The 22,753-nt window shown below is 36.3% G+C and carries 17 protein-coding genes; all 17 read left to right on the forward strand.

What is annotated here, in order from left to right:
• The first annotated feature begins 39 nt into the window (after nt 1–39).
• Entirely contained in the window at nt 40–2,109 is a 2,070-nt protein-coding gene (gene nuoG, locus ACFILO_RS02125) for an NADH-quinone oxidoreductase subunit NuoG (RefSeq protein WP_375677761.1), read from the forward strand.
• Nucleotides 2,110–2,131: 22 nt separating this feature from the next.
• Complete coding sequence (nuoH, locus tag ACFILO_RS02130; protein ID WP_375632259.1) at nt 2,132–3,178, forward strand: NADH-quinone oxidoreductase subunit NuoH; 1,047 nt, start codon at nt 2,132–2,134, stop codon at nt 3,176–3,178.
• A 14-nt stretch (nt 3,179–3,192) separates the two neighbouring features.
• Nucleotides 3,193–3,684, forward strand: a complete 492-nt coding sequence (gene nuoI, locus ACFILO_RS02135; protein ID WP_273723184.1) for an NADH-quinone oxidoreductase subunit NuoI — start codon at nt 3,193–3,195, stop codon at nt 3,682–3,684.
• 94 nt (nt 3,685–3,778) lie between these two features.
• Complete coding sequence (locus tag ACFILO_RS02140) at nt 3,779–4,399, forward strand: NADH-quinone oxidoreductase subunit J (RefSeq protein WP_375677762.1); 621 nt, start codon at nt 3,779–3,781, stop codon at nt 4,397–4,399.
• Nucleotides 4,400–4,413: 14 nt separating this feature from the next.
• Nucleotides 4,414–4,722 carry an NADH-quinone oxidoreductase subunit NuoK gene (gene nuoK / locus ACFILO_RS02145; protein WP_273791275.1) on the forward strand — a complete coding sequence of 103 codons (309 nt, stop codon included), beginning with the start codon at nt 4,414–4,416 and terminating at the stop codon, nt 4,720–4,722.
• Between the two features lie 6 nt (nt 4,723–4,728).
• Nucleotides 4,729–6,693 (forward strand): NADH-quinone oxidoreductase subunit L, encoded by a 1,965-nt coding sequence (gene nuoL / locus ACFILO_RS02150; RefSeq protein ID WP_375677763.1) that lies wholly within the window; start codon nt 4,729–4,731, stop codon nt 6,691–6,693.
• A complete protein-coding gene (locus ACFILO_RS02155) occupies nt 6,693–8,162 on the forward strand; it encodes an NADH-quinone oxidoreductase subunit M (RefSeq protein ID WP_273791287.1) in 1,470 nt (489 codons plus the stop codon). Before nuoL ends, ACFILO_RS02155 begins: the two co-directional genes overlap by 1 nt.
• Nucleotides 8,163–8,179: 17 nt before the next feature.
• A complete protein-coding gene (nuoN, locus tag ACFILO_RS02160; protein ID WP_375638390.1) occupies nt 8,180–9,634 on the forward strand; it encodes an NADH-quinone oxidoreductase subunit NuoN in 1,455 nt (484 codons plus the stop codon).
• On the forward strand, nt 9,634–10,443 hold the full coding sequence (locus ACFILO_RS02165) for a biotin--[acetyl-CoA-carboxylase] ligase (RefSeq protein ID WP_375677764.1): 810 nt from the start codon (nt 9,634–9,636) through the stop codon (nt 10,441–10,443). The genes nuoN and ACFILO_RS02165 overlap by 1 nt, the downstream gene beginning before the upstream one ends.
• 45 nt (nt 10,444–10,488) lie before the next feature.
• On the forward strand, nt 10,489–12,165 hold the full coding sequence (locus tag ACFILO_RS02170; RefSeq protein WP_375677765.1) for a ribonuclease J: 1,677 nt from the start codon (nt 10,489–10,491) through the stop codon (nt 12,163–12,165).
• 203 nt (nt 12,166–12,368) lie between these two features.
• Nucleotides 12,369–13,694: a proline--tRNA ligase gene (proS, locus tag ACFILO_RS02175; protein ID WP_375613449.1), complete on the forward strand. Its 1,326-nt coding sequence runs from the start codon at nt 12,369–12,371 to the stop codon at nt 13,692–13,694.
• An 11-nt stretch (nt 13,695–13,705) separates the two neighbouring features.
• Nucleotides 13,706–14,974: a lipoprotein-releasing ABC transporter permease subunit gene (locus tag ACFILO_RS02180; protein WP_273791270.1), complete on the forward strand. Its 1,269-nt coding sequence runs from the start codon at nt 13,706–13,708 to the stop codon at nt 14,972–14,974.
• On the forward strand, nt 14,974–15,654 hold the full coding sequence (locus ACFILO_RS02185; protein WP_273791269.1) for an ABC transporter ATP-binding protein: 681 nt from the start codon (nt 14,974–14,976) through the stop codon (nt 15,652–15,654). The genes ACFILO_RS02180 and ACFILO_RS02185 overlap by 1 nt, the downstream gene beginning before the upstream one ends.
• A gap of 65 nt (nt 15,655–15,719) precedes the next feature.
• On the forward strand, nt 15,720–16,007 hold the full coding sequence (locus ACFILO_RS02190; RefSeq protein WP_273791268.1) for a succinate dehydrogenase assembly factor 2: 288 nt from the start codon (nt 15,720–15,722) through the stop codon (nt 16,005–16,007).
• Between the two features lie 5 nt (nt 16,008–16,012).
• Nucleotides 16,013–19,501 (forward strand): transcription-repair coupling factor, encoded by a 3,489-nt coding sequence (gene mfd, locus ACFILO_RS02195; protein ID WP_375677766.1) that lies wholly within the window; start codon nt 16,013–16,015, stop codon nt 19,499–19,501.
• 281 nt (nt 19,502–19,782) lie between these two features.
• Complete coding sequence (locus tag ACFILO_RS02200) at nt 19,783–20,583, forward strand: hypothetical protein (protein WP_375677767.1); 801 nt, start codon at nt 19,783–19,785, stop codon at nt 20,581–20,583.
• Nucleotides 20,584–22,137: 1,554 nt separating this feature from the next.
• On the forward strand, nt 22,138–22,749 hold the full coding sequence (locus ACFILO_RS02205; RefSeq protein WP_273791265.1) for an invasion associated locus B family protein: 612 nt from the start codon (nt 22,138–22,140) through the stop codon (nt 22,747–22,749).
• Nucleotides 22,750–22,753 lie beyond the last annotated feature (4 nt).

The raw sequence follows: 22,753 nt of genomic DNA on the forward strand, positions 1-22,753 counted from the left end.
TGCAAATTTTAAGTGGGTTATCCGCAGGTTGGATGGGTGATGATAAATATCAAAGTTGATGGCAAAGAGATTGAAGTTCCTGATTACTACACGTTGCTTCAGGCTGCTGAGGCGGCTGGGGCAGAAATTCCACGTTTTTGTTTTCATGAATCTTTGTCAATTGCTGGAAATTGTCGTATGTGTTTAGTTGAGGTTAAGGGTGGTCCACCAAAACCTCAGGCTTCTTGTGCTATGGGGGTTCGTGATTTACGATTAGGACCTAACGGTGAGGCACCTGAGATTTTTACCAATACACCGATGGTAAAAAAAGCACGTGAAGGTGTTATGGAATTTCTTCTCATTAATCATCCTTTGGATTGTCCAGTGTGTGATCAAGGGGGAGAGTGTGATCTTCAAGATCAAGCAATGCTTTATGGACGAGATTGTTCTCGTTATACAGAAAATAAACGTGCTGTAGAAGATAAATATATTGGACCTCTTGTCAAAACTGTTATGACACGGTGTATTCATTGTACACGGTGTGTTCGTTTTACAACGGAAGTTGCAGGTATTTCTGAGCTTGGTTTGATCGGTCGTGGTGAAGATGCTGAAATTACGACGTATCTTGAAAAAGCTATGACATCTGAATTACAGGGAAATGTTATTGATCTTTGTCCAGTGGGAGCTCTAACTTCAAAACCTTATGCGTTTCATGCCCGTCCGTGGGAATTGGTAAAAACGGAATCGATTGATGTGATGGATGCGCTTGGTAGTGCTATCCGTATTGATAGCCGCGGCCGTGAAGTTATGCGGATTATGCCGCGTACGAATGAAGATGTAAATGAGGAATGGATCTCTGATAAAACGCGTTTTATTTGGGATGGATTACGGACTCAGCGGCTTGATAAGCCATATGTACGCAAAGATGGAAAGCTTCAACCTGTCAGTTGGACAGAAGCTTTTGCAAAAATTAAAATGGTAATCTCTAAAATTTTTCCAGAAAAAATTGGAGCCATTGCGGGGGATCTTGCTTCTGTTGAAGAAATGTATGCCCTTAAAGCATTATTGAGTTCTTTGGGCTCAGCGCTTTTTGATTGTCGTCAAAGAGGGGGGGCTTTATCGCCAGAGTTTGGGCGCTCGAGTTATATTTTTAATCCTACAATTGTAGGTATTGAACAGGCTGATGCACTGCTTATTGTGGGATCTAATCCACGTCATGAAGCAGCTGTTTTAAATGCGCGTATTTTAAAGCGCCAACGGATGGGCAATTTTCCTATTGCATTAATTGGAGAGAAAGTCGATTTACGTTATCCTTATTCTTACCTTGGATCTGGGAGTGATACATTAACGACACTTATTCGTGGAGAGGATGTTTTTTTTAATGTCTTAAAAGAAGCGAAGAGGCCCCTTATTCTTATCGGAGAGGGAGCGGTTTCAGGAAGTGAAGGTTTATCTGTTTTAAAAAGTCTTGCTAAATTAGCTGATAATATAGGTGCTCTTAGTGAGACATGGAATGGGTTTGGGGTTCTTCATAATGCAGCATCGATTGTTGGAGGGTTGGACATAGGCTTTACTTCTAAGCTTGGGGTTGCAAATATACTTAAAACCTGTGAAGTTCTATTTTTGCTTGGTGCTGATGAAGTAGAATTAGCCAATACAAAAGCTTTTACAGTTTATATTGGGAGCCATGGTGATAATGGTGCACATGCTGCTGACGTTATTTTGCCTGCATCTGCTTACACTGAAAAATCAGGGCTTTATGTGAATACAGAAGGACGTGTTCAAATGACAAATCGGGCTGGTTTTGCTCCAGGTGAAGCAAAAGAAGATTGGGCTATTTTGCGTGCTTTATCGGATATTTTAGGACAAAAGCTCCCTTTTGATTCTCTTTCTCAATTAAGGCAATGCTTGTTTAATGATTATCCACACCTTTGTGCTGTTGATGATATAGTGCCTTCTGATATAAGTGGTCTTAAGGCGCTTGGTTCAAAAATGGTTTCTCTCGAGAGTCAAGCATTTACTTCTATGGTTAAAGATTTTTATTTAACAAATCCGATAGCACGTGCTTCTGCTGTTATGGCTGAATGTTCATCTCTTGCAAAAAACCGTGCTACACAAACAGTAAAGTAAGGGCAAAGGAAAAGGAATAATGATGTATGATTTCTTTATGACTTGGCTGTTGCCATTACTCATTATAATCGGAAAAACACTTCTTCTTTTGGTCGTTCTTTTGGTCTTAGTTGCTTATCTTCTTTATGCAGATAGAAAAATTTGGGCAGCGGTACAATTGCGTCGTGGACCAAACGTTGTTGGACCATGGGGTTTGTTACAGTCTTTTGCAGATTTAATTAAATTTGTTGTTAAGGAGCCTATTATCCCTGCAGGTGCAAATAAGGGTGTTTTTCTTTTGGCTCCTTTTGTTTCAGCGACACTTGCTTTATCAACTTGGGCTGTTATTCCTGTCAATGAGGGTTGGGAGATTGCAAAGATTAATGTTGGCTTGCTTTATATTTTAGCCATTTCATCTCTTGAAGTTTATGGTGTTATTATGGGGGGATGGGCATCAAATTCAAAATATCCTTTCTTAGGAGCTCTTCGTTCGGCGGCACAAATGGTTTCTTATGAAGTTTCCATTGGTTTTGTGCTTGTGACTGTCATTTTAATAAGTGGTTCGTTAGATCTCACAACAATTGTTTTTAAACAAACGCACGGGCTTGGTACAACTCTTGGTCTTCCTTTTAACAGTTTTCTCGATTGGAATTGGTTGGTCCTTTTTCCAATGTTTATTATATTTTTTATTTCTGCGCTTGCAGAGACAAATCGTCCTCCATTCGATTTGGTGGAAGCAGAATCTGAACTTGTTGCTGGTCATATGGTAGAATATTCTTCAACGCCTTACATGCTCTTCTTTCTAGGTGAATATGTTGCGATTGTTTTAATGTGCGCATTAACAACCATTCTATTTTTAGGCGGTTGGCTGCCTCCCTTAGATGTTTGGTGGCTTAATTGGGTTCCTGGTATCATTTGGTTTGTTTTAAAAGTCTGTTTTGTATTTTTTTGGTTTGCTATGGTTAAAGCATTTGTTCCACGTTATCGCTATGATCAGCTCATGCGGCTTGGTTGGAAGGTTTTTCTTCCTCTCTCACTAGCAATGGTTGTGATAACTGCTGCTTTTTTAAAGTTTACGGATTTCGTTTAAGAGGAGATTTTACGATGTCAGGTTTTATTCAGGCGGCAAAGTCACTTCTTCTATTGGAATTTGTGAGTGCTTTTTTCTTAGCTATGCGTCAATTTTTTTCACCAAAACCCACGATTAATTATCCTTATGAAAAAGGTTTTGTATCTCAGCGTTTTCGTGGTGAGCATGCATTGCGTCGCTATCCAAATGGTGAAGAACGGTGTATTGCTTGTAAATTATGTGAAGCGATTTGTCCTGCTCAAGCGATTACAATTGAAGCTGGGCCACGGCGCAATGATGGTACACGTAGAACTGTCCGTTATGATATAGACATGGTTAAATGTATCTACTGTGGTTTTTGTCAAGAAGCCTGTCCGGTTGAGGCTATTGTCGAAGGTCCAAATTTTGAGTTTGCGACGGAAACACGTGAAGAACTTTATTATGATAAAGAAAAACTTTTATTGAATGGAGATCGCTGGGAGCGAGAAATTGCTCGAAATATATTGATGGATGCGCCTTATCGTTAAGTGTATCGTTAAATGAGGTGTCGGATATTTTTCCGATAAATTGTAATCTGGTATGAAGTTTATACCAATTGTTTGAATAATTAAGGAGAAGCCTATGCTAACAGATCTAGCGGCGGCATTTTTCTATTTGTTTGCTTTTATTATGCTAACAAGTGCAGTTATTGTTATTACAGCACGCAATCCAGTGCATTCTGTTTTGTTTTTAATCCTCGCATTTTTTAATGCAGCAGCTTTGTTTTTACTTGCAGGAGCAGAGTTTTTAGGGCTTATTCTGCTTGTTGTGTATGTTGGAGCTGTCGCTGTTTTATTTTTATTTGTCGTTATGATGCTTGACGTTGATTTTGCTGAGTTAAAGAGTGGAACTCTTCGGTATGCTCCTATTGGAGCTCTTATTGGTGTTATTATCGCTGTAGAATTGATTGTTGTTTTTATGAGTAGCTATTTTTCTCCAGTCTTGAGAACGCATGTTACGCAACCAATGCCAGATTTAGCGCAGCGAACAAATACACAAGCATTAGGTGATATTCTCTATACGGATTATGTTTTCTATTTTCAAATTGCTGGAATGATTTTATTGGTTGCAATGATTGGAGCTATTGTTTTAACACTTCGTCATAAATTAGGAGTAAAGCGGCAATCTATTGCGGAGCAAGTTTCTAGAACGGTAGACAGTGCCATTGAAATCAAACAAGTTGAATCAGGCAAAGGTATGTAAGGGGGGCTATGCAGATGTATATTGATATTACACATTATCTCACTGTTTCTGCTTTGATGTTTACAATTGGTATTGCTGGAATTTTTCTCAACAGAAAAAATGTGATTATTATCTTGATGTCCATTGAGCTTATATTGCTTTCAGTTAATCTCAATTTTGTTGCATTTTCAGCATTTCTTCATGATCTCGTTGGTCAGGTATTCGCTTTATTTGTCTTAACCGTAGCAGCTGCTGAAGCTGCCATTGGTTTAGCAATTCTGGTCGTTTTTTTCCGTAATCGTGGTTCCATTGCGGTTGAAGATGTTAATGTAATGAAAGGCTAACCAGTGATGTATTATACGATTGTCTTTCTTCCGCTTTTGGGTTTTTTAATTGCTGCACTAGGTGGAAAAACGATAGGAGATCGTGCGAGTGAATTGATAACATGTAGCTTTATGGTTGTTGTTGCCATATTATCGTGGATAGCATTTTTCAGTACTGCACTTGGTCATATTCCAGCGATTGATGTATTGGTATTACATTGGATGACTGTTGGTGACTTAAGCTTTAATTGGGCTTTACATGTTGATGCATTAACAGCTGTCATGCTTATTGTTGTGAATAGTGTTTCGGCATTGGTGCATATTTATTCAATTGGTTATATGCACCATGACCCTTCAAGGTCTCGTTTTTTTTCTTATCTTTCTTTGTTTACATTTATGATGCTTATGTTGGTCACATCCAATAATTTGATTCAGATGTTTTTTGGATGGGAAGGTGTCGGACTTGCTTCTTATTTACTCATTGGTTTTTGGTTTCAGCGCGATTCTGCTAATAAGGCCGCAATGAAAGCTTTTGTAGTTAACCGTGTTGGAGACTTTGGTTTTCTCTTAGGAATCTTTAGTATTTTTGTTTTGTTCCAATCGGTTGATTTTGCCTCTATTTTTGCAAAAGCTGCCGACAAGAGCTTTATACAAAATATGACATTTTTAGATTGGCAATTTGGTGGGCAGACGGCAATTACCATTACATGTCTTTTATTATTTATTGGTGCGATGGGAAAATCCGCACAATTTCTTTTACATACTTGGCTGCCTGATGCAATGGAAGGGCCAACCCCTGTATCAGCGCTTATTCATGCCGCTACAATGGTAACGGCTGGTGTTTTTATGATTGCGCGTATGTCGCCAATTTTTGAACTTTCTTCAACTGCTTTGACCGTGATTATTATTGTTGGTGCAACAACAGCGTTTTTTGCAGCAACTGTGGGGTTGGTGCAGAATGATATTAAGCGTGTTATTGCTTATTCTACATGCTCTCAACTTGGTTATATGTTTGTGGCATTAGGTGTTGGAGCTTATGGCGCTGCTGTCTTTCATCTTTTTACGCATGCTTTTTTTAAAGCCTTATTGTTTCTTGGTGCAGGTTCTGTGATTCATGCTGTATCTGATGAACAAGATATGCGAAAAATGGGTGGGTTACGCAAACATATAAAGGTCACCTATTGGATGATGATGGTCGGGACCATTGCCTTGACCGGAGTTGGAATTCCAGGAACACTTTTCGGGACTGCAGGTTTTTTCTCAAAAGATGCGATTATAGAGTCTGCTTTTGCATCTCATAATATTGCTTCAGGATATGCTTTTTATCTTCTTGTTTTTGCTGCCTTTTTAACAAGTTTCTATTCATGGCGACTTATCTTTATGACATTCCATGGTAAACCACGGGCAACAGTTGATGTGATGCATCATGTTCATGAATCGCCTCCAGTTATGTTGATTCCACTCTTTCTTTTATCTATTGGAGCAATATTTTCTGGTGTCGTTTTCCAACCTTACTTTTTTGGTGACTTGTATAATGCTTTTTGGAAGGGAGCATTGTTTACAAGCAGCCATAATCATATTCTTCATGATGCTCACCATGTTTTTAATTGGGTAAAATGGTCGCCTTTTATAGCAATGATTCTTGGGTTTATGTTGGCTTATTTATTTTATATTGTGGCTCCCTCTCTTCCCAAGAAAATGGCGCGTATTATGCCAGGAGTGTATCACTTTCTTTACCAAAAGTGGTATTTCGATCAATTATATAACTTTTTATTTGTTCGTCCTACCTTTAGAATTGGTTCTTTTCTTTGGAAAGTGGGAGACGGTAAGATTATTGATGGTCTAGGTCCCAATGGTATTGCAGCGCGTGTTGTTGATATTACAAATAGAGTTGTTCGAATGCAAACAGGCTATCTTTACCACTATGCATTTGCAATGCTTATCGGCGTTGCATTGCTCATTACATGGATGATGATCGGGGGCGTAAACTAATGACCGATTGGCCTATTCTTTCTACGGTTACATTTTTGCCGCTTGTTGGTGTTCTTCTGATTTTGTTTATCAAAGATGATAGTGAAGTAGCACGCCATAATATACGTAATGTCGCATTTTTTACGACTCTATTTGTTTTTATTATTTCTTTAATTATTTGGATAGGATTTGATTCTAGCAACCAAAATTTTCAAATGGTTGAAAAATCCAGTTGGTTAGGGGGTGGTATTAGCTATCATATGGGGGTCGATGGTATTTCTATTCTTTTTGTTGTTCTCTCGGCTTTTCTTTTGCCTTTCTGTATTTTAGCAAGTTGGGAGAATGTTAAAGAGAGATTAAAAGCCTATATGATTGCGTTTCTTCTTCTAGAAGTTGCGATTATTGGTGTTTTTTGTGCTCTTGATGCAATGCTATTCTATGTTTTTTTTGAAGGCAGCCTCATTCCAATGTTTATCATTATAGGTGTATGGGGAGGAGCACGTCGTGTTTATGCAAGTATAAAGTTTTTCTTATATACTTTACTTGGTTCAGTGCTTATGCTGGTTGCTCTTATGGTTATGTATTGGGAGGCTGGGACACTTGATATACCAACTTTACTCAATTATCAGTTTCCTGCTCATATGCAAATATGGTTATGGCTTGCATTTTTTGCTTCTTTCGCAGTTAAAATGCCAATGTGGCCAGTTCATACATGGCTCCCTGATGCTCACGTAGAAGCACCGACAGCGGGTTCTGTTATTTTAGCTGGTGTCTTACTTAAATTAGGTGGGTATGGTTTTCTTCGTTTTTCTTTGCCTATGTTTCCTATCGCTTCAGCAGATTTTGCGCCTTTTGTTTTCACATTATCGCTTATCGCTATTATTTATACATCACTGGTTGCACTTGTTCAAAGTGACATCAAAAAACTTATTGCATATTCCTCAATAGCGCATATGGGATATGTAACGATGGGTATTTTTGCTGCGAATGAACAGGGGATACAAGGGGCTATTTATCAGATGCTATCCCATGGAATTGTTTCAGCAGCATTGTTTCTTTGTGTTGGGGTTATCTATGATCGCTTGCATACACGTGAAATTTCAGCGTTTGGTGGTTTAGTGAATAATATGCCTAAATATGCTGTTGTTTTCTTAATTTTCACTATGGCAAATGTTGGTTTGCCTGGAAGCTCAGGATTTTTGGGTGAATTTTTAACCTTAATAGGTGTTTTTCAAGTAAATAAATTGGTTGTTGTTTTAGCAACAACAGGTGTTATCTTATCGGCAGCCTATGCCCTTTATCTTTATCGGCGTGTGGTTTTTGGTTCCTTGGATAAAGAGAATTTAAAAGTATTAATAGATCTTTCTTTAAGAGAAAAATTCCTCCTTTATCCAATGGTTATTCTTACAATATTCTTTGGTATCTATCCAACGCCTATTCTTAAGGCAACGGCGTTTTCCGTAGAAACCCTCATCAATAAACTGCACTAGATAAGGGAAGAATGCACATGCAAACTGAAATAATAGCGCAATTAGTCTTAATTCTTCCAGAGCTTTTAATTGCATTAGGAGCTGTCGTGCTGCTTATGATTGGTGTTTATTCCAATACACGTGCTTCTTTAACAGTGACAGGTTTAGCTATGGCACTTCTTGTGGCAACCATTATTATTCTTATAGTTTTTCCGAAAAATGGTTCATTTCAAACCAATGCGCTCGTTATCGATTCCTTTAGTCGTTATATGAAAATTTTAATGCTTATTGGTGCACTCTTTTCTCTTATCATGTCTGTTGGTTTTGCCAATGCACAAAAGTTTAATATATTTGAGTTTCCAGTACTTGTTCTTTTAGCAACCCTTGGAATGATGTTTATGATTTCAGCGGGTAATATGCTGTCGCTTTATATGGGGTTAGAGCTGCAATCTTTAGCTTTATATGTTTTAGCAGCGATTAATCGTAATAATGTAAAATCTTCTGAAGCCGGTATAAAATACTTTGTTTTAGGAGCATTATCTTCAGGGTTGCTTCTTTATGGTATTTCTTTGCTTTATGGTTTTACCGGTCAAATTGGTTTTCACGAAATTGCTCTTGCTTTAAAGGGCAAAAATGTACAATTGGGGGTCATTTTTGGAATTGTCTTTATTTTAGCTGGTTTGGCTTTCAAAATTTCTGCTGTTCCGTTTCATATGTGGACACCTGATGTTTATGAAGGAGCGCCCACACCGATTACAGCATTTTTTGCTGGTGCCCCTAAAGTTGCTGCAATGGCTTTAATCATCCGTATTATTGTGGTGACCTTTATTCCCCTAGGGCGTGTTGATAACGTGATGCCTGCATGGCAACAAATTTTGGTGTTCATGGCGATTACATCAATGATACTGGGTGCTTTTGCTGCAATCGGTCAGAATAATATTAAGCGCTTAATGGCTTATTCGTCGATCAGTCATATGGGTTATGCACTTGTTGGTTTATCTGCTGGAGATATGCTTGGGATAAAAAGCGTTATCCTTTATATGACTATTTATCTTGGAATGACGCTTGGTTCATTTGCCTTTATTCTTGGAATGCGCTCTCAGAATGGAAATGTTGAAAATATTTATGATCTTTCAGGGTTAGCAAAGACGAATCCGTTTATGGCTGTTGTGATGACAATACAGCTTTTTTCTTTAGCAAGCATACCTCCTATGGCTGGTTTTTTTGGAAAGTGGTATACATTTTCTGCTGCTGTCCACGCTGGACTTACGCCACTTGCTGTCGTTGGGATGATAGCGTCTGTCGTTGGGGCTTTTTACTATTTGAGAGTCATTAAAATTATGTGGTTTGATGATGCAAAAGCGCATTTTGTTGCTTTATCGAAAGAGCTTCAATTTTGTCTTGGTCTTTCTGTATTCTTTATTTTATTTTACGCGCTTTTTGGAGTTTGGTTCGCTGAGCTAGCAGAAAAAGCAGCAACAGCATTGTTTTAATGAATATGGTTTATACTTTATCAGATTTTGCACAAAAACAGGGATACACTGTTGAAGCGTACGATAGTGTTGATTCAACAAATCTCATTGCGCAACGAAAAGCGCAAACTGGTCATCAAGGTAATCTTTGGATTGTTGCACAAGAACAATCACAGGGAAGAGCAAGAAGAGGGAGGACTTGGTCTAGTCCAAAAGGGAACCTTTATTCTAGTCTTTTATTAATTGATGATATTGTTCATCAAACTGCGGCTCAACTTGGTTTTGTTGCTGGAGTAAGTGTGGCAGAGGCAATAAAACAATTGATAAAAGAGGAAAAGCAGACAAACAATATTGTGAGCTTAAAATGGCCAAACGATATTTTGCTCAGAGGAGAAAAAAGCTCTGGAGTTTTGCTTGAGATTTTAAAATTGTCATCACAACAATATGCCTTGGTTATTGGTATTGGAATAAATGTGAAATATAATTATGAAGATGCACCCTATTCCACTTCAAGCTTAAAGAATATCGGTTTGCGTATTGATGCAGAACAATTATTTACGGTTTTGACGGAGTGTTTTTCTAAAAATTACCTTCTTTGGAAACAGCCAAAAGGATGTGAAATAATCCGAAAAAAATGGCTTTTATATTCCGCTCATCTTGGGAAACATGTCAAAGTGGTGAATGATGAAAAAGTCATTGAGGGTATTTTTGATGGTCTTGATAGTGATTTTAACTGCATCATAAAGCAAAAAGACGGTCAGACAGCCATTATAACAGCTGGGGATGTTCATTTTGGTTTGGCTGATTCTGTTAATGCAGGCCGTTATTGAAAAATTATTTTATCATCAAATACCTTAATGATTTGGGAGATGTTTATGGTTGCAGCCAATAGATGTGAATTTGTTTTTTTACCTCTGGGAGGTGTAGGTGAAATAGGGATGAATTTAGCTGCTTACGGATTTGGTCCCCAATATCTTCGTGAATGGCTGCTGGTTGATATGGGGATTAGTTTTGCTGGTTCTGAATTACCAGGTGTCGATCTTGTTTTGCCTGATATTCGTTTTCTAGAAAGTGAAAAACACAATATACGGGGTCTTGTTTTAACACATGCACATGAAGATCATTATGGGGCCGTTCTTGATTTATGTCCAAAGTTACAAGTGCCGATTTACTGTACGCCTTTTACGGCAGGATTATTGGAAACTAAAAAACAATTAGATTTTGAATCTCAAAAAATTTTACTCAATATTTTTCAAGCTGGTGATTGTTTTCAGGTAGGTTCCTTTGCTGTAGAGGCTATAGCCGTTAACCATTCAATACCAGAATCTGTATCTTTAGCAATTACAACTTCTTTGGGGACTGTGATTCATACTGGTGATTGGAAAATTGATCATACCCCTTCACTCGGGGCTGTAACTGATGAAAAAAGATTTCGTGCTTTAGGCAAAAAAGGTATTTTAGCATTACTTTGTGATTCTACAAATGCATGTCGGGATGGTATATCTCCTTCAGAACAGCAAGTTCAAGCCAGTCTTTCAGAGATTATTTCTAAAGCTGAAGGGCGCGTTGCGATAGCAACTTTTTCTTCTAATATTGGTCGGATACGTTCTATTGCTCTTGCAGCTGAAGCTGCTGGACGTAAGGTGCTTGTCATTGGGCGTTCCCTTAAGCGAAGTATTATGGTTGCACAAGAGCTTGGTTATATGAATGGTTTAGCACCATTTGTAACGGAAGATGATTATGGCTACATCTCGCGAAAAGATCTTGTTTTAATTGTCACAGGGAGCCAAGGTGAGCCATGTGCTGCTTTGGCTAAACTGTCACGTGATGGAATGAAAAATATTGCACTTTCCACTGGTGATACCGTTATTTATTCATCACGAAGTATTCCAGGAAACGAAAAAGCGATTATTGAGGTACAAAATCGTTTCATTGATTTGGGTATTAAAATTATTACGAATGAAGATGCACTTGTTCATGTTTCAGGTCATCCCCGTCGTTCAGAACTTTTACAGATGTATGATTGGATAAAGCCACAAATACTTGTCCCTGTACATGGGGAAGCAATGCATCTTAAGGCTCAGGCAACTTTAGCACGTCAAGCGGGTATTAAAACTGTTATGGATATCAGAAATGGCCATATGTTACGTCTTGCACCAGAGCCTGTAGAAGTTATTGATCAAGTTCCTGTTGGCCGCATCTATAAGGATGGTTGCCTAATTGGAGATGAAGATGAATTAGGGATTCGTGAACGCCGCAAACTAAGTTATGCTGGTCATGTTACTATTTCTCTCCATATAAATAGTAAGCATGAATTATTAGGGGATATAGGTCTAACAACATTCGGGTTACCTGAAAGTAATGGAAAGGGGGAAAGTTTAAAAGATATTCTTTTAAATATCGTAGAAAATACAGTTTATAATATCCCACGCATGAAACAGAAAAATAATGAACTTATTCGAGAGGCAACACGACGTGCAGTAAGAGCGGCTGTTCATGAAATTTGGCAAAAAAAACCTATCTGTACAGTTTTTTTACATCGGTCAAAATAAAAGAACTTTCCTATTACGTTATTTAAAAAGAGAAGAGCATTTTTATTTTATTGCTAAATAAGAAAAATAGAGAATAAAGCACAATAAATTTTTAAATGATAAGATCGTTATATTTGCAAGTATTCAGAATGCGGCTATAGATGAATAGAGGGTGTGATAAATTGTTCCGATATGATAGATCTGATTAGGAGTTAATTATTTCAATGCGTCTTTCTCAATATTTCCTTCCACTTTTAAAAGAGAATCCTAAAGAAGCAGAAATTGTTTCTCATCGCTTCATGTTGCGCGCTGGAATGATTCGACAACAAACATCAGGGATTTATTCTTGGCTTCCTTTGGGAAAAAAAGTGCTTGATAAAGTTTGTAAAATTATTCGTGAAGAGCAAGAACGTGCGGGTGCAATAGAAATATTGATGCCTACAATTCAGTCTGCTGATCTTTGGCGTGAAAGCGGTCGTTATGATGATTATGGTTTGGAAATGCTCCGCATTAAAGATCGTCAAAAGCGTGATTTACTTTATGGTCCAACCAATGAAGAGATGGTAACAGATATTTTTCGCTCTTATGTTCGTTCTTATAAAGATCTTCCGCTTAATTTATATCATATTCAATGGAAATTTCGTGATGAAATTCGTCCACGTTTTGGTGTGATGCGAGCACGAGAATTTTTAATGAAAGATGCTTATTCTTTTGATCTTGATTATGAAGGCTCTGAAACATCTTATAATCGTATGTTTGTTGCTTATTTACGCACTTTTTCTCGCCTTGGCTTAAAAGCAATTCCTATGCGTGCAGATACAGGTCCAATAGGGGGGGAACTCAGTCATGAATTTATCATTTTGGCTGAAACAGGAGAGAGTGCTATCTTCTGTGATAAACAATTTCTTGAACTTACCGTTCCTGATAGTTCAATCGATTTTAGTGATAAAGCTGTTTTAGATGATATTGTTAAGCAATGGACATTTTTTTATGCAGCAACGGAAGAAATGCATAATGAAGAGGAGTGGGCTAAAGTTTCTGATCATAATCGTCTTTCAGCGCGTGGTATTGAAGTAGGGCATATTTTCCACTTTGGTACTAAATATTCTGCTCCAATGGGAGCAAAAGTTATGGGACAAGATGGAAAAGAGTATGTGGTCTCTATGGGATCTTATGGTATTGGGCCTTCGCGTCTTGTTGCGGCCGCTATTGAGGCTTCTCATGATGAAAATGGTATTATTTGGCCAAAGTCGATGGCACCGTTTGATTTTGGGATTATCAATATGAAGCCCGATGATGAAAAATGCACACAGGCATGTGAGTTTCTCTATCAGGGATTAAAGAAGGTTGGTTTTGATCCGTTATTAGATGATAGAAATGAACGCCCTGGATCAAAATTTGCAACAATGGATTTGATTGGTTTGCCAACACAAATCATTGTTGGTCCTAACAGTATTGCACAAAATGAAGTTGAAATTAAAGATCGAAAAACAGGAATAAAAAAATCTCTAAAGGTTGAAGATGTGCTCAGCCAACTTTCTATAATTTAATAGGAAATATTATGAAGAGGCTGAAAAACAAATGCTTTTCATCTTATGAGTGGATGATCGCTTTTCGTTATATGATTCCCAATAAAAAACATGTCGTTGCATCTGTTATTTCAATTATTTCTCTTATTGGGATTATGTTGGGCGTATTTGCTCTGGTTGTTGTTATGGCGGTGATGAATGGCTTTCGTACAGAACTTCTCAATCGTATTCTTGGTATGAATGGGCATCTTATTATTCAAACAGTTGATTCTGGTTTTTCTGATTATAAGACTCTTATTTCTTCTTTAGAAACTACAAATGGTGTGAAGTTTGCTTTACCTGTTATTGAAGGTCAAGCGCTTGTTCAAGGTGAAGTTCAAGGTGGCTCTGGCGCGTTAGTTCGTGGTATGCGCAAACAAGATCTAGAAAAGCTTAAAACAGTCTCTCAAAACATTAAATTAGGGTCGATTTCTCGGTTTGATCAAGAAGAAGGTGTTGCAATTGGAAGTGGCTTAGCAGAAAAATTAGGACTGACAGTTGGAAGAGATATTCGTATTATTACTCCAGATGGTGATGAGACTCCTTTTGGCGTTACCCCACGTGTGAAAGCTTATAAAGTCGTTGCTATTTTTGAAGTTGGTATGTCTGAATATGATTCAATATTTATCTTTATGCCTCTCCATGAAGCACAAATGTTTTTTAATTTGGGAGATAAGGTTCAGTCTTTGGAATTATTTCTAAATGATCCTGATGCTGTTGATCAAATAAAACCTGTTGTAGAAAAAGCAGTTGAACAACAGGTCTATTTAATTGATTGGCGTACACGCAATCAGGCTTTTTTTTCAGCCTTACAGATTGAACGAAATGTTATGTTTTTCATTCTTTCTCTGATCGTTCTTGTTGCTGCTTTAAATATTATTTCAGGGCTGATTATGCTTGTAAAAGATAAAAGTCATGATATTGCAATTTTACGCACGATGGGGGCTCAACAGAGTGCGATTTTGCGTATATTTATCATTACAGGAATGATGATTGGTTTTATTGGAACTATATTGGGTTTAGTTTTAGGTGTTATCGCGACCGCGAATATTAATCATATCCAAGATTTTATATCTTGGTTATTTAATGTCGACGTTTTTAATCCTCAACTTTATTTTTTAACAAAATTGCCTGCACAAATTGAGTGGAAACAGACCATCTTGGTTGCTATGATGGCTTTATTCTTGTCGTTTCTTGCTGCTCTCATTCCGGCATGGCGTGCTGCTAAGCTAGATCCCGTACAAGCTTTGAGGTATGAATAATGACAGCTATTTTAGAGCTTGTAGAGATTGAAAGACACTTTTTCGAGAGTCATAAGCCACTCATTGTTTTAGATAAAGCGAATTTTATTCTTAATCGTGGAGAGCTTGTCGCACTTGTTGCACCATCTGGTGCTGGAAAATCAACACTTCTTCATATTGCTGGATTATTAGAAAAACCAACAGCTGGTGATGTGATGTTACGGGGTGTTTCTTGTGCAAAGCGCTCTGATAGTGAGCGAACAGCTATAAGACGAAATGATATTGGTTTTGTTTATCAATTTCATCATTTACTTCCAGAGTTTACGGCGTTAGAAAATGTCATGATACCCCAAATGATAGCAGGATTAAAAAAATCTATAGCAGAAGATCGTGCGCGCAAATTATTGACGTATCTGCGTGTTTCTCATCGTGCGAACCATCGTCCCTCAGAGTTATCGGGAGGAGAACAACAACGTGTTGCTATTGCACGTGCAGTAGCAAATGGCCCTTCGGTTCTTTTGGCTGATGAACCTACAGGAAATCTTGATCCAGTAACTTCAGCTTATGTCTTTCAAGCTTTATCTATCCTTGTTCGTCAGTCTGGTCTTTCTGCTCTTATTGCAACACATAATTACGCTTTGGCTAAGCAAATGCATCGTCGAATTACACTTAAAGAACAAAAGATTATAGAACTTCCTTAAAGCAAGGTAAAAATTTTATACGACTAATTGAATAGTTTATATTACTTTATTCAAGGAGATTTTTTATGACAGTTTTTGTCGTTGACAAAAATCAATTAGATGCTCGTCGTCGTCGATTGATTTTTCGTGCATGGCATCGCGGTATTCGTGAAATGGATCTCATTTTTGGACATTATGTCGATGCTCATATTACTGGGATGAATGATAGAACGCTCTCTGAGCTTGAGTATATTATGTCTTTTGATGATCGTGATTTACTCACATGGATTACTGGAGAAATTTTGCCCCCCTCTGAAGTTGATAGTCCACTTTTCCGTGATATTGCCAATTATCGTACTTGCTTAAGTTATTAATCCCGATGCCTATATTTAAAAAAATTGTTATTCCCAAAAATAATTCTGTTCGTATGATTTTAGATAGCGTTACTGATGGATTTGAAGCCTTTGCGCTTGCTAAATTAAGTTCAGAAATTGCACAAGGTAAACCGCTCATCTATGTTGTCCGTGACGGAACAAAAATTGCGCATTTACAACAAGTTTTAAATTTTATTGAACCCAATTTACCCGTACTTCAATTTCCTGCATGGGATTGTTTGCCTTATGATCGCGTATCACCAGGAATTGCTGTTATGGCACGTCGACTATCAACATTGGCACACATAGCAAATTTACGGAAAGATCCATATTCTGCAATTATATTAACAACAGCAAATGCAATTATGCAAAAGTTGCCTCCTCGTGAAATGATAGAAGCTCAGCTTATTCACGCACGTGTTGGCCAGCGCAATAACATGGGAAATCTTATTCAATTTCTAGAAACCAATGGTTTTGAACGCGTTACGGTTGTCCGTGATGTTGGTGAGTTTGCTGTAAGAGGAGGAATACTTGATATCTTTTCTCCGATGGATGTTGAACCTTTACGCCTTGATTTTTTTGGAGATACCCTAGAAAGTATCCGCGTATTTGATCCAGAAAGTCAAAGGACAACAGGCCAAAAAACTGAACTTTTATTACAGGCAATGAGTGAGGTTGTTCTTACACCAGAACGCATCAGTCGTTTTAAAAGCAATTATACCCGTACATTTGGTGTGTCACAAAAAAATAACATGCTTTATGAAGCAATTTCTCAAGGTCGGCGTTTTGCCGGTATGGAACATTGGCTTCCATTTTTTTATGAAAACCTTGATAGCTTTTTTGATCATTGTGGCAACTTACCGATAGTTTTTGAGCATCTCATAGAAGAAGTCTTCATTGAGCGCTATCGTCTTATTGAAGACTATTATAATGCGCGCAAAGAGCGCGAAAGTGATGAAAAAAATTCTACTTCTTATCATCCAATAGATCCTAGTCTTTTTTATTTAACGCCAGAGCGTGTTTTGGAAGGTGCGCAACAATCTTCACAGCGTATTGATTTTTCTCCTTTTAATGTTCCACAAAGTTTGGAACAAACTGTTATTCACACCAATGTTAAACAAGGATATGATTTTGTAAAAGAGCGTAATGCGCAGGAAAAAAATGTTTTTTCAAGTGTTATTGATCATATCGCATCTTTACGCACTGCTGGTAAAAAAGTGCTTTTAGCGTGTTGGAGTGAAGGATCTCTCAATCGTTTGTTACAAGTTCTCGATGAGCATGGATTGAAAAAAATAGATGTTGCAAAATCTTTGCAAACTGTCAAAGCAACACCTCGGGATCGCATATTAGCAGCTGTTATCATGATAGAACATGGTTTTGTGGCTGAAGATTTGGCTATTATAGCAGAGCAAGATATCCTTGGCGATCGTTTTATAAGATCGCCAAAGCGGCGTAAGAATAATACAAATTTTATTTCTGAAATTTCTGCTTTAAATTCTGGTGATATTATTGTGCATATCGACCACGGTATTGGCCAATTTGTTGGTCTTAAAACCATCAGAACCACTGGAATTTTACGAGACTGCCTTGAAATTAGATATGCTGGAGGTGATTTACTCTTTTTACCTGTTGAAAATATTGAGCTTCTCTCACGTTATGGCTCAGAAGGAACAGAGGTAACTTTAGATAAGTTAGGAGGTGTTGCTTGGCAAGCACGTAAAGCTCGGCTTAAAAAACATTTATTGGAAATGGCAGGGCAATTAATCCGTATAGCTGCAGAGCGTATGACTCGTGCTGCGCCTGCTTTACTTCCACCAATTGGACCATTTGATGAGTTTGTTGCTTGCTTTCCCTATGAAGAAACGGAAGATCAAATGAATGCAATTGATGCTGTTTTGGACGATCTAGCCTCAGGCAAGCCGATGGATCGCTTGATATGCGGTGATGTTGGTTTTGGAAAAACTGAAGTAGCCATTCGAAGTGCTTTTGTTGCAGCATTAAATGGATATCAGGTTGCTGTTGTTGTACCGACAACTTTGCTTTCACGTCAACATTACAAAACATTTATTTCGCGTTTTCAAGGATTACCGGTTAAAATTGGACATGCTTCGAGGCTTGTAAAAGCGAAAGAACTTGCACGAGTAAAAAAAGGTGTTTCAGATGGTACAATCGATATTGTCATTGGAACCCATGCATTATTAAGTGGTGCAGTTAATTTTTTACGGTTAGGTCTTCTTATCATTGATGAGGAACAGCATTTTGGTGTCAAACACAAAGAGCGTTTAAAAGAGCTTAAAAGTGATATTCATGTTCTCACACTTTCAGCAACTCCCATACCACGCACTTTAGGGTTAGCTTTATCGGGTGTACGTGAACTTTCATTGATAACAACCCCCCCCATTGATAGAATGGCGGTTCGTACTTTTATTTCACCCTTTGATGCACTTGTTATACGAGAGACCCTGCTTCGAGAATATTATCGTGGTGGACAAAGTTTCTATGTTTGTCCTCGTATTTCTGATCTGGCTTTTGTAGAAGAATATCTCAAAACACATGTGCCAGAACTGAAATTCGTTGTGGCTCATGGACAAATGCCGGCTGGACAACTTGATGATATCATGAATGCATTTTATGATGGACAATATGATGTGCTGCTCTCAACAACCATTATTGAATCAGGTCTTGATATTCCAACAGCCAATACCCTAATTGTGCATCGTGCTGAGATGTTTGGTCTTTCTGCCCTTTATCAGTTACGTGGTAGGGTAGGACGTTCAAAACAACGTGCGTATGCTCTCTTTACATTTCCTGCTGGTAAAGTTTTAACAACTGCTGCTGATCGCCGTCTTAAAGTGTTACAATCTCTTGACACCTTAGGGGCCGGTTTTCAATTGGCAAGCCATGACATGGATATCCGCGGTTCAGGCAATTTTTTAGGTGAAGAGCAATCGGGGCATATCAAAGAAGTTGGATTTGAACTCTATCAAAAAATGCTTGAAGAAGCTGTTGCTGAATTAAAAGATGGAGAGCTAAATGAAGATAAGCAATGGTCACCTCAAATTTCCCTTGGTACAACAGTGATGATACCAGAAAGTTTCGTGCCTGACTTATCATTACGTATGGGACTTTATCGTCGTTTAACAGAACTTGATGGTTTAGAACAAATTGATGAATTTGCAGCGGAGTTAATTGATCGCTTTGGTCCTTTGCCCCTTGAGGTTCAACATCTTCTTAAAGTCTTTCATATTAAAACATTGTGTCGAAAAGCACATGTAGAGAAATTAGATGTTGGACCAAAGGGGATTGTCATACAGTTTCGTAATAACTATTTCGCAAATAGTGTTGCTCTTGTTCAGTGGGTGGGAAAACAAGGTTCAATGGCAAAAATTCGACCAGATCAAAGTATTGCTCTTATTCGTGATTGGTCCTCAGCGGATGAAAGGCTTGTTGGAGCAGCGAATATTATGACACAGCTTGTCGAAATGGCAGAATAACATTCTGTTTAAAAAATTTCTTTATTGTTTCAGAACTGTTACTCATTTTTATAAAATCATTCTGAATAAAATTTAAGTTTATAATAAAGAGCCATTATATATTTATTTTGTTTTTATTATATACGTATTGATACAATGAAGGAAATAGATTAGACGGTTTAACCGCATTAAATAGCACTTTCAATATAATAAGCTAATAAGCTCCTGTAAATTTTTTAGAAAGAATTTAGGTAAAGATAGCATGCTTTCTTCATTACAAAAGTGTCTAACTATCGTTTTTTTTGTTACTCACTTTAATATATGGCGTAAAAAACGCTTATGCTGAGTTATCTTCTGATGAACAATACCAACATTTAAAAAACAAAAGAAAGAATATTAAAGAGAGCATACAATTTATTGAAGAAAGTATATCTCATTTGGATATTTGGAAAAAAAATATTTCTAAAGCAGAATACTATGAGCGTTTACAGGAACGGAATAAGTTATATAAAAAACTGAAAACTCTGAAGGATGAATATTATAATCTTGGTTCGAAATTACAGGATCTAGCTGAAAAAAAACAAAAAATTATCTCTAGAATACATATAGCGAGAGAGTATGAAGTAGGGGAGTATGAAGAAAAGTTGATTAAAGCAAAAGATTATTTAAAAAAAACTCAAACGTTTAATGAATGGGGAATGAATGAGAAAAGTGGAGGTGATGATGAGATAATGAAAAATTATCTCATATTTATTATTGCTTGCAATACGTTAGCGGATATATTGCAAAGTGATATAGGTGCTATTTTGCGCAAAGATTTTGATTGGAAAGATAAAGATTTTAGTTGGGCTAAAGGCGCAAATAATTCAATAAGTCCTAGTTTAGTCAGGGATATTAAAGAATTATTAACAGATGGCTCTTATAGTTATGAAAAACAAATATTTGACGATATAAAAAATAGTCTTACAGAAGATAATTGGTTTGTAAAAAGTGCACCTAAGCTTTGTAATACCATTAAAGAAGTACATAATATAATGCTTCCAAACAAGAAAAAGAATATTATAGATCGTATACGTTTTCATGTTGAAGAATTATTCAATTAAAAATTTACTCATATAAATACAGAGAAATTAATATTATATACTAAATAATAGTTAAAATATATTTTAATTTTTTGTTTTTAATTATTATTTATAATAAAGTAATTTTATGCACATAAGATATTATCTATTGTTCTTATCATATAAGATTTAATATATTATTAAATAATAAAATCATATATCTTTTTTATGTTTTCTTTTTATGCATAATTTTTTGTGCTTGTAGTTTTTTATTTTTATCTGTTTAATTATTTTAATGACGATACATCTCATATCATAAATCTTGTTTCATTAATACGATAAGAGAAATATTTTATAGTTCTAAGTTGTGTTATATAGAGAAACAAAATGATATTTTTAATTCATTTTTTTCTTAAAACTTAAATCATTAACGATTTATATCTTTGATATTGTGAAAGATGAAAAGAATTTATCATTTTAGTAGATTCTTTATTTAAGAAATAACTTAAAATAAATTGATAAAAGCTACATTTTTTATTCACGTTATAAAGCTGAGAGATGATATTTGTACAGAGATGCAATAATAGATGTATAATATATGAGCATAAATTTATTATGGCTTTGGGCACGTGAGATGATTCATAGGGGGGGTCCTTTGTTCAGTAGTTTTATCTATAAAACTAACTCCGCTTGTGATGTACAAGTGGATAAATTTTATTGATTCAATATAAGAGAGGTTTGCGCTATTAGGATCTTTCATACAATATAGAAATAGAAAAAAGATAAATTATTATTATAAATTAATATGTTATTATATTTTAAGAAAGTTTATTATAAATAAAATATTTTCAGCAGTTATAGATTTTCTCCCTAAGAAAATGTGTTGTTTAATTAAGAAAAAAGCACTTCTTTAGTAGCGTATTTTTAAACTAAACTGTTTAGTTAAACGCTATGGAATATAAAATTTTTATTACAAAAGCGTATCACCATTATTTTGTAAACAAGGGCAGAAAATTGTTCATTAGCAAAAAGCTCTCTTACAATTATGCAGAAATTTTAGACAATCAGTGGTTTTAATTCATTAAATGTTTCAATAATATCGTAGATGATTTTGTTTTTGTGTATCACACGAGGCACATAAGGAAAACAGTAAAATTTATCTGATATTTTGGAGCTTCATGCATTACAACACCTGTTGCTAAGGTTCTATAAGCTTAACATGAAGAGTAATAAATGTAAAAATTTTAATTAGTAAATTTTTTAGAGTAGTATCAGAGTTTATTTTAATTAATATTGCAATATTGATTCGTTTGTGTAATCTTAGTTTAAATGCACAGAGGTGTTTTATGGATAGATTGCATCAAATACCAATGTGATGAAGAGGGGAAATGATATGAGTGTATAAAAATTAGAATGGCTCGTCGTATTTTTTCTCTAAATTTGACTTTTTTTTTTATATTGAAGTAATTTTTTTATATTGAAGTAAAAATAGTAAAATTAATTGTTATTTCATTATAATTTAATAAATTAAGTTGGAATTATATTTAATATTTTTTTGAAGTTACTTAAGAGCGCGTTGAAAGGATTAACTTAATCATGTCGCATAAAAATGTTTATTCTGCTGTTTCAGTATTAGTTGGAGCCGCTGCCCTTTTTCTTATAGCTGGTATTTCTGCAAATGCGCAAACTTTATCACAAGGTTGGTACAAAGTTTGCAGTAAGCAGCATGATGTTGATATTTGTAATACAATGAATACTGTATTATCGAATACGGGACAACCTTTAACGGCTTTTAATCTTGTTGAAATAAAAGGGAAGCAAAATGAGAAACGTATAGGTATTCAAGTACCTACAGGTCGTTTTTTGCCAGAAGGTGTTCACATTAAAATTGGTGACGAGTTCTCTAAAAAAATTCCTTATATTATTTGTAATGGACCAAGTTGTATTGCTAATGATGTCTTAGATGATAAGCTTATAGCAGCTATGAAAAGTGGTACAAAAATGGTTGTAACCACAGTTAATTTTCGTGGTTCAGCTAATCCTATTGAATTTTCTCTTAATGGGTTTACAGCAGCCTATACCGGTCCTGGTATGGAGGAAAAAGATTTCCAACAAGAACAAATAAAGCTGCAGCAAGCTATTCAATCAAAGCAAAAAGAAATTGAAGAGCGTATGCGGGCTGAGCAAGAAAAAGCGAAACAAAAGTAATAAA

Source organism: Bartonella sp. AP72JLCBS, assembly GCF_042195705.1.
In the GTDB taxonomy this organism is placed as follows: domain Bacteria; phylum Pseudomonadota; class Alphaproteobacteria; order Rhizobiales; family Rhizobiaceae; genus Bartonella.

Bases quoted from the DNA above. Each gene is read 5' to 3' on its own strand.
- nuoG (WP_375677761.1), top strand. From the start codon at position 40: ATGATAAATATCAAAGTTGATGGCAAAGAGATTGAAGTTCCTGATTAC.
- nuoH (WP_375632259.1), top strand. From the start codon at position 2,132: ATGTATGATTTCTTTATGACTTGGCTGTTGCCATTACTCATTATAATC.
- nuoI (WP_273723184.1), top strand. From the start codon at position 3,193: ATGTCAGGTTTTATTCAGGCGGCAAAGTCACTTCTTCTATTGGAATTT.
- ACFILO_RS02140 (WP_375677762.1), top strand. From the start codon at position 3,779: ATGCTAACAGATCTAGCGGCGGCATTTTTCTATTTGTTTGCTTTTATT.
- nuoK (WP_273791275.1), top strand. From the start codon at position 4,414: ATGTATATTGATATTACACATTATCTCACTGTTTCTGCTTTGATGTTT.
- nuoL (WP_375677763.1), top strand. From the start codon at position 4,729: ATGTATTATACGATTGTCTTTCTTCCGCTTTTGGGTTTTTTAATTGCT.
- ACFILO_RS02155 (WP_273791287.1), top strand. From the start codon at position 6,693: ATGACCGATTGGCCTATTCTTTCTACGGTTACATTTTTGCCGCTTGTT.
- nuoN (WP_375638390.1), top strand. From the start codon at position 8,180: ATGCAAACTGAAATAATAGCGCAATTAGTCTTAATTCTTCCAGAGCTT.
- ACFILO_RS02165 (WP_375677764.1), top strand. From the start codon at position 9,634: ATGAATATGGTTTATACTTTATCAGATTTTGCACAAAAACAGGGATAC.
- ACFILO_RS02170 (WP_375677765.1), top strand. From the start codon at position 10,489: ATGGTTGCAGCCAATAGATGTGAATTTGTTTTTTTACCTCTGGGAGGT.
- proS (WP_375613449.1), top strand. From the start codon at position 12,369: ATGCGTCTTTCTCAATATTTCCTTCCACTTTTAAAAGAGAATCCTAAA.
- ACFILO_RS02180 (WP_273791270.1), top strand. From the start codon at position 13,706: ATGAAGAGGCTGAAAAACAAATGCTTTTCATCTTATGAGTGGATGATC.
- ACFILO_RS02185 (WP_273791269.1), top strand. From the start codon at position 14,974: ATGACAGCTATTTTAGAGCTTGTAGAGATTGAAAGACACTTTTTCGAG.
- ACFILO_RS02190 (WP_273791268.1), top strand. From the start codon at position 15,720: ATGACAGTTTTTGTCGTTGACAAAAATCAATTAGATGCTCGTCGTCGT.
- mfd (WP_375677766.1), top strand. From the start codon at position 16,013: ATGCCTATATTTAAAAAAATTGTTATTCCCAAAAATAATTCTGTTCGT.
- ACFILO_RS02205 (WP_273791265.1), top strand. From the start codon at position 22,138: ATGTCGCATAAAAATGTTTATTCTGCTGTTTCAGTATTAGTTGGAGCC.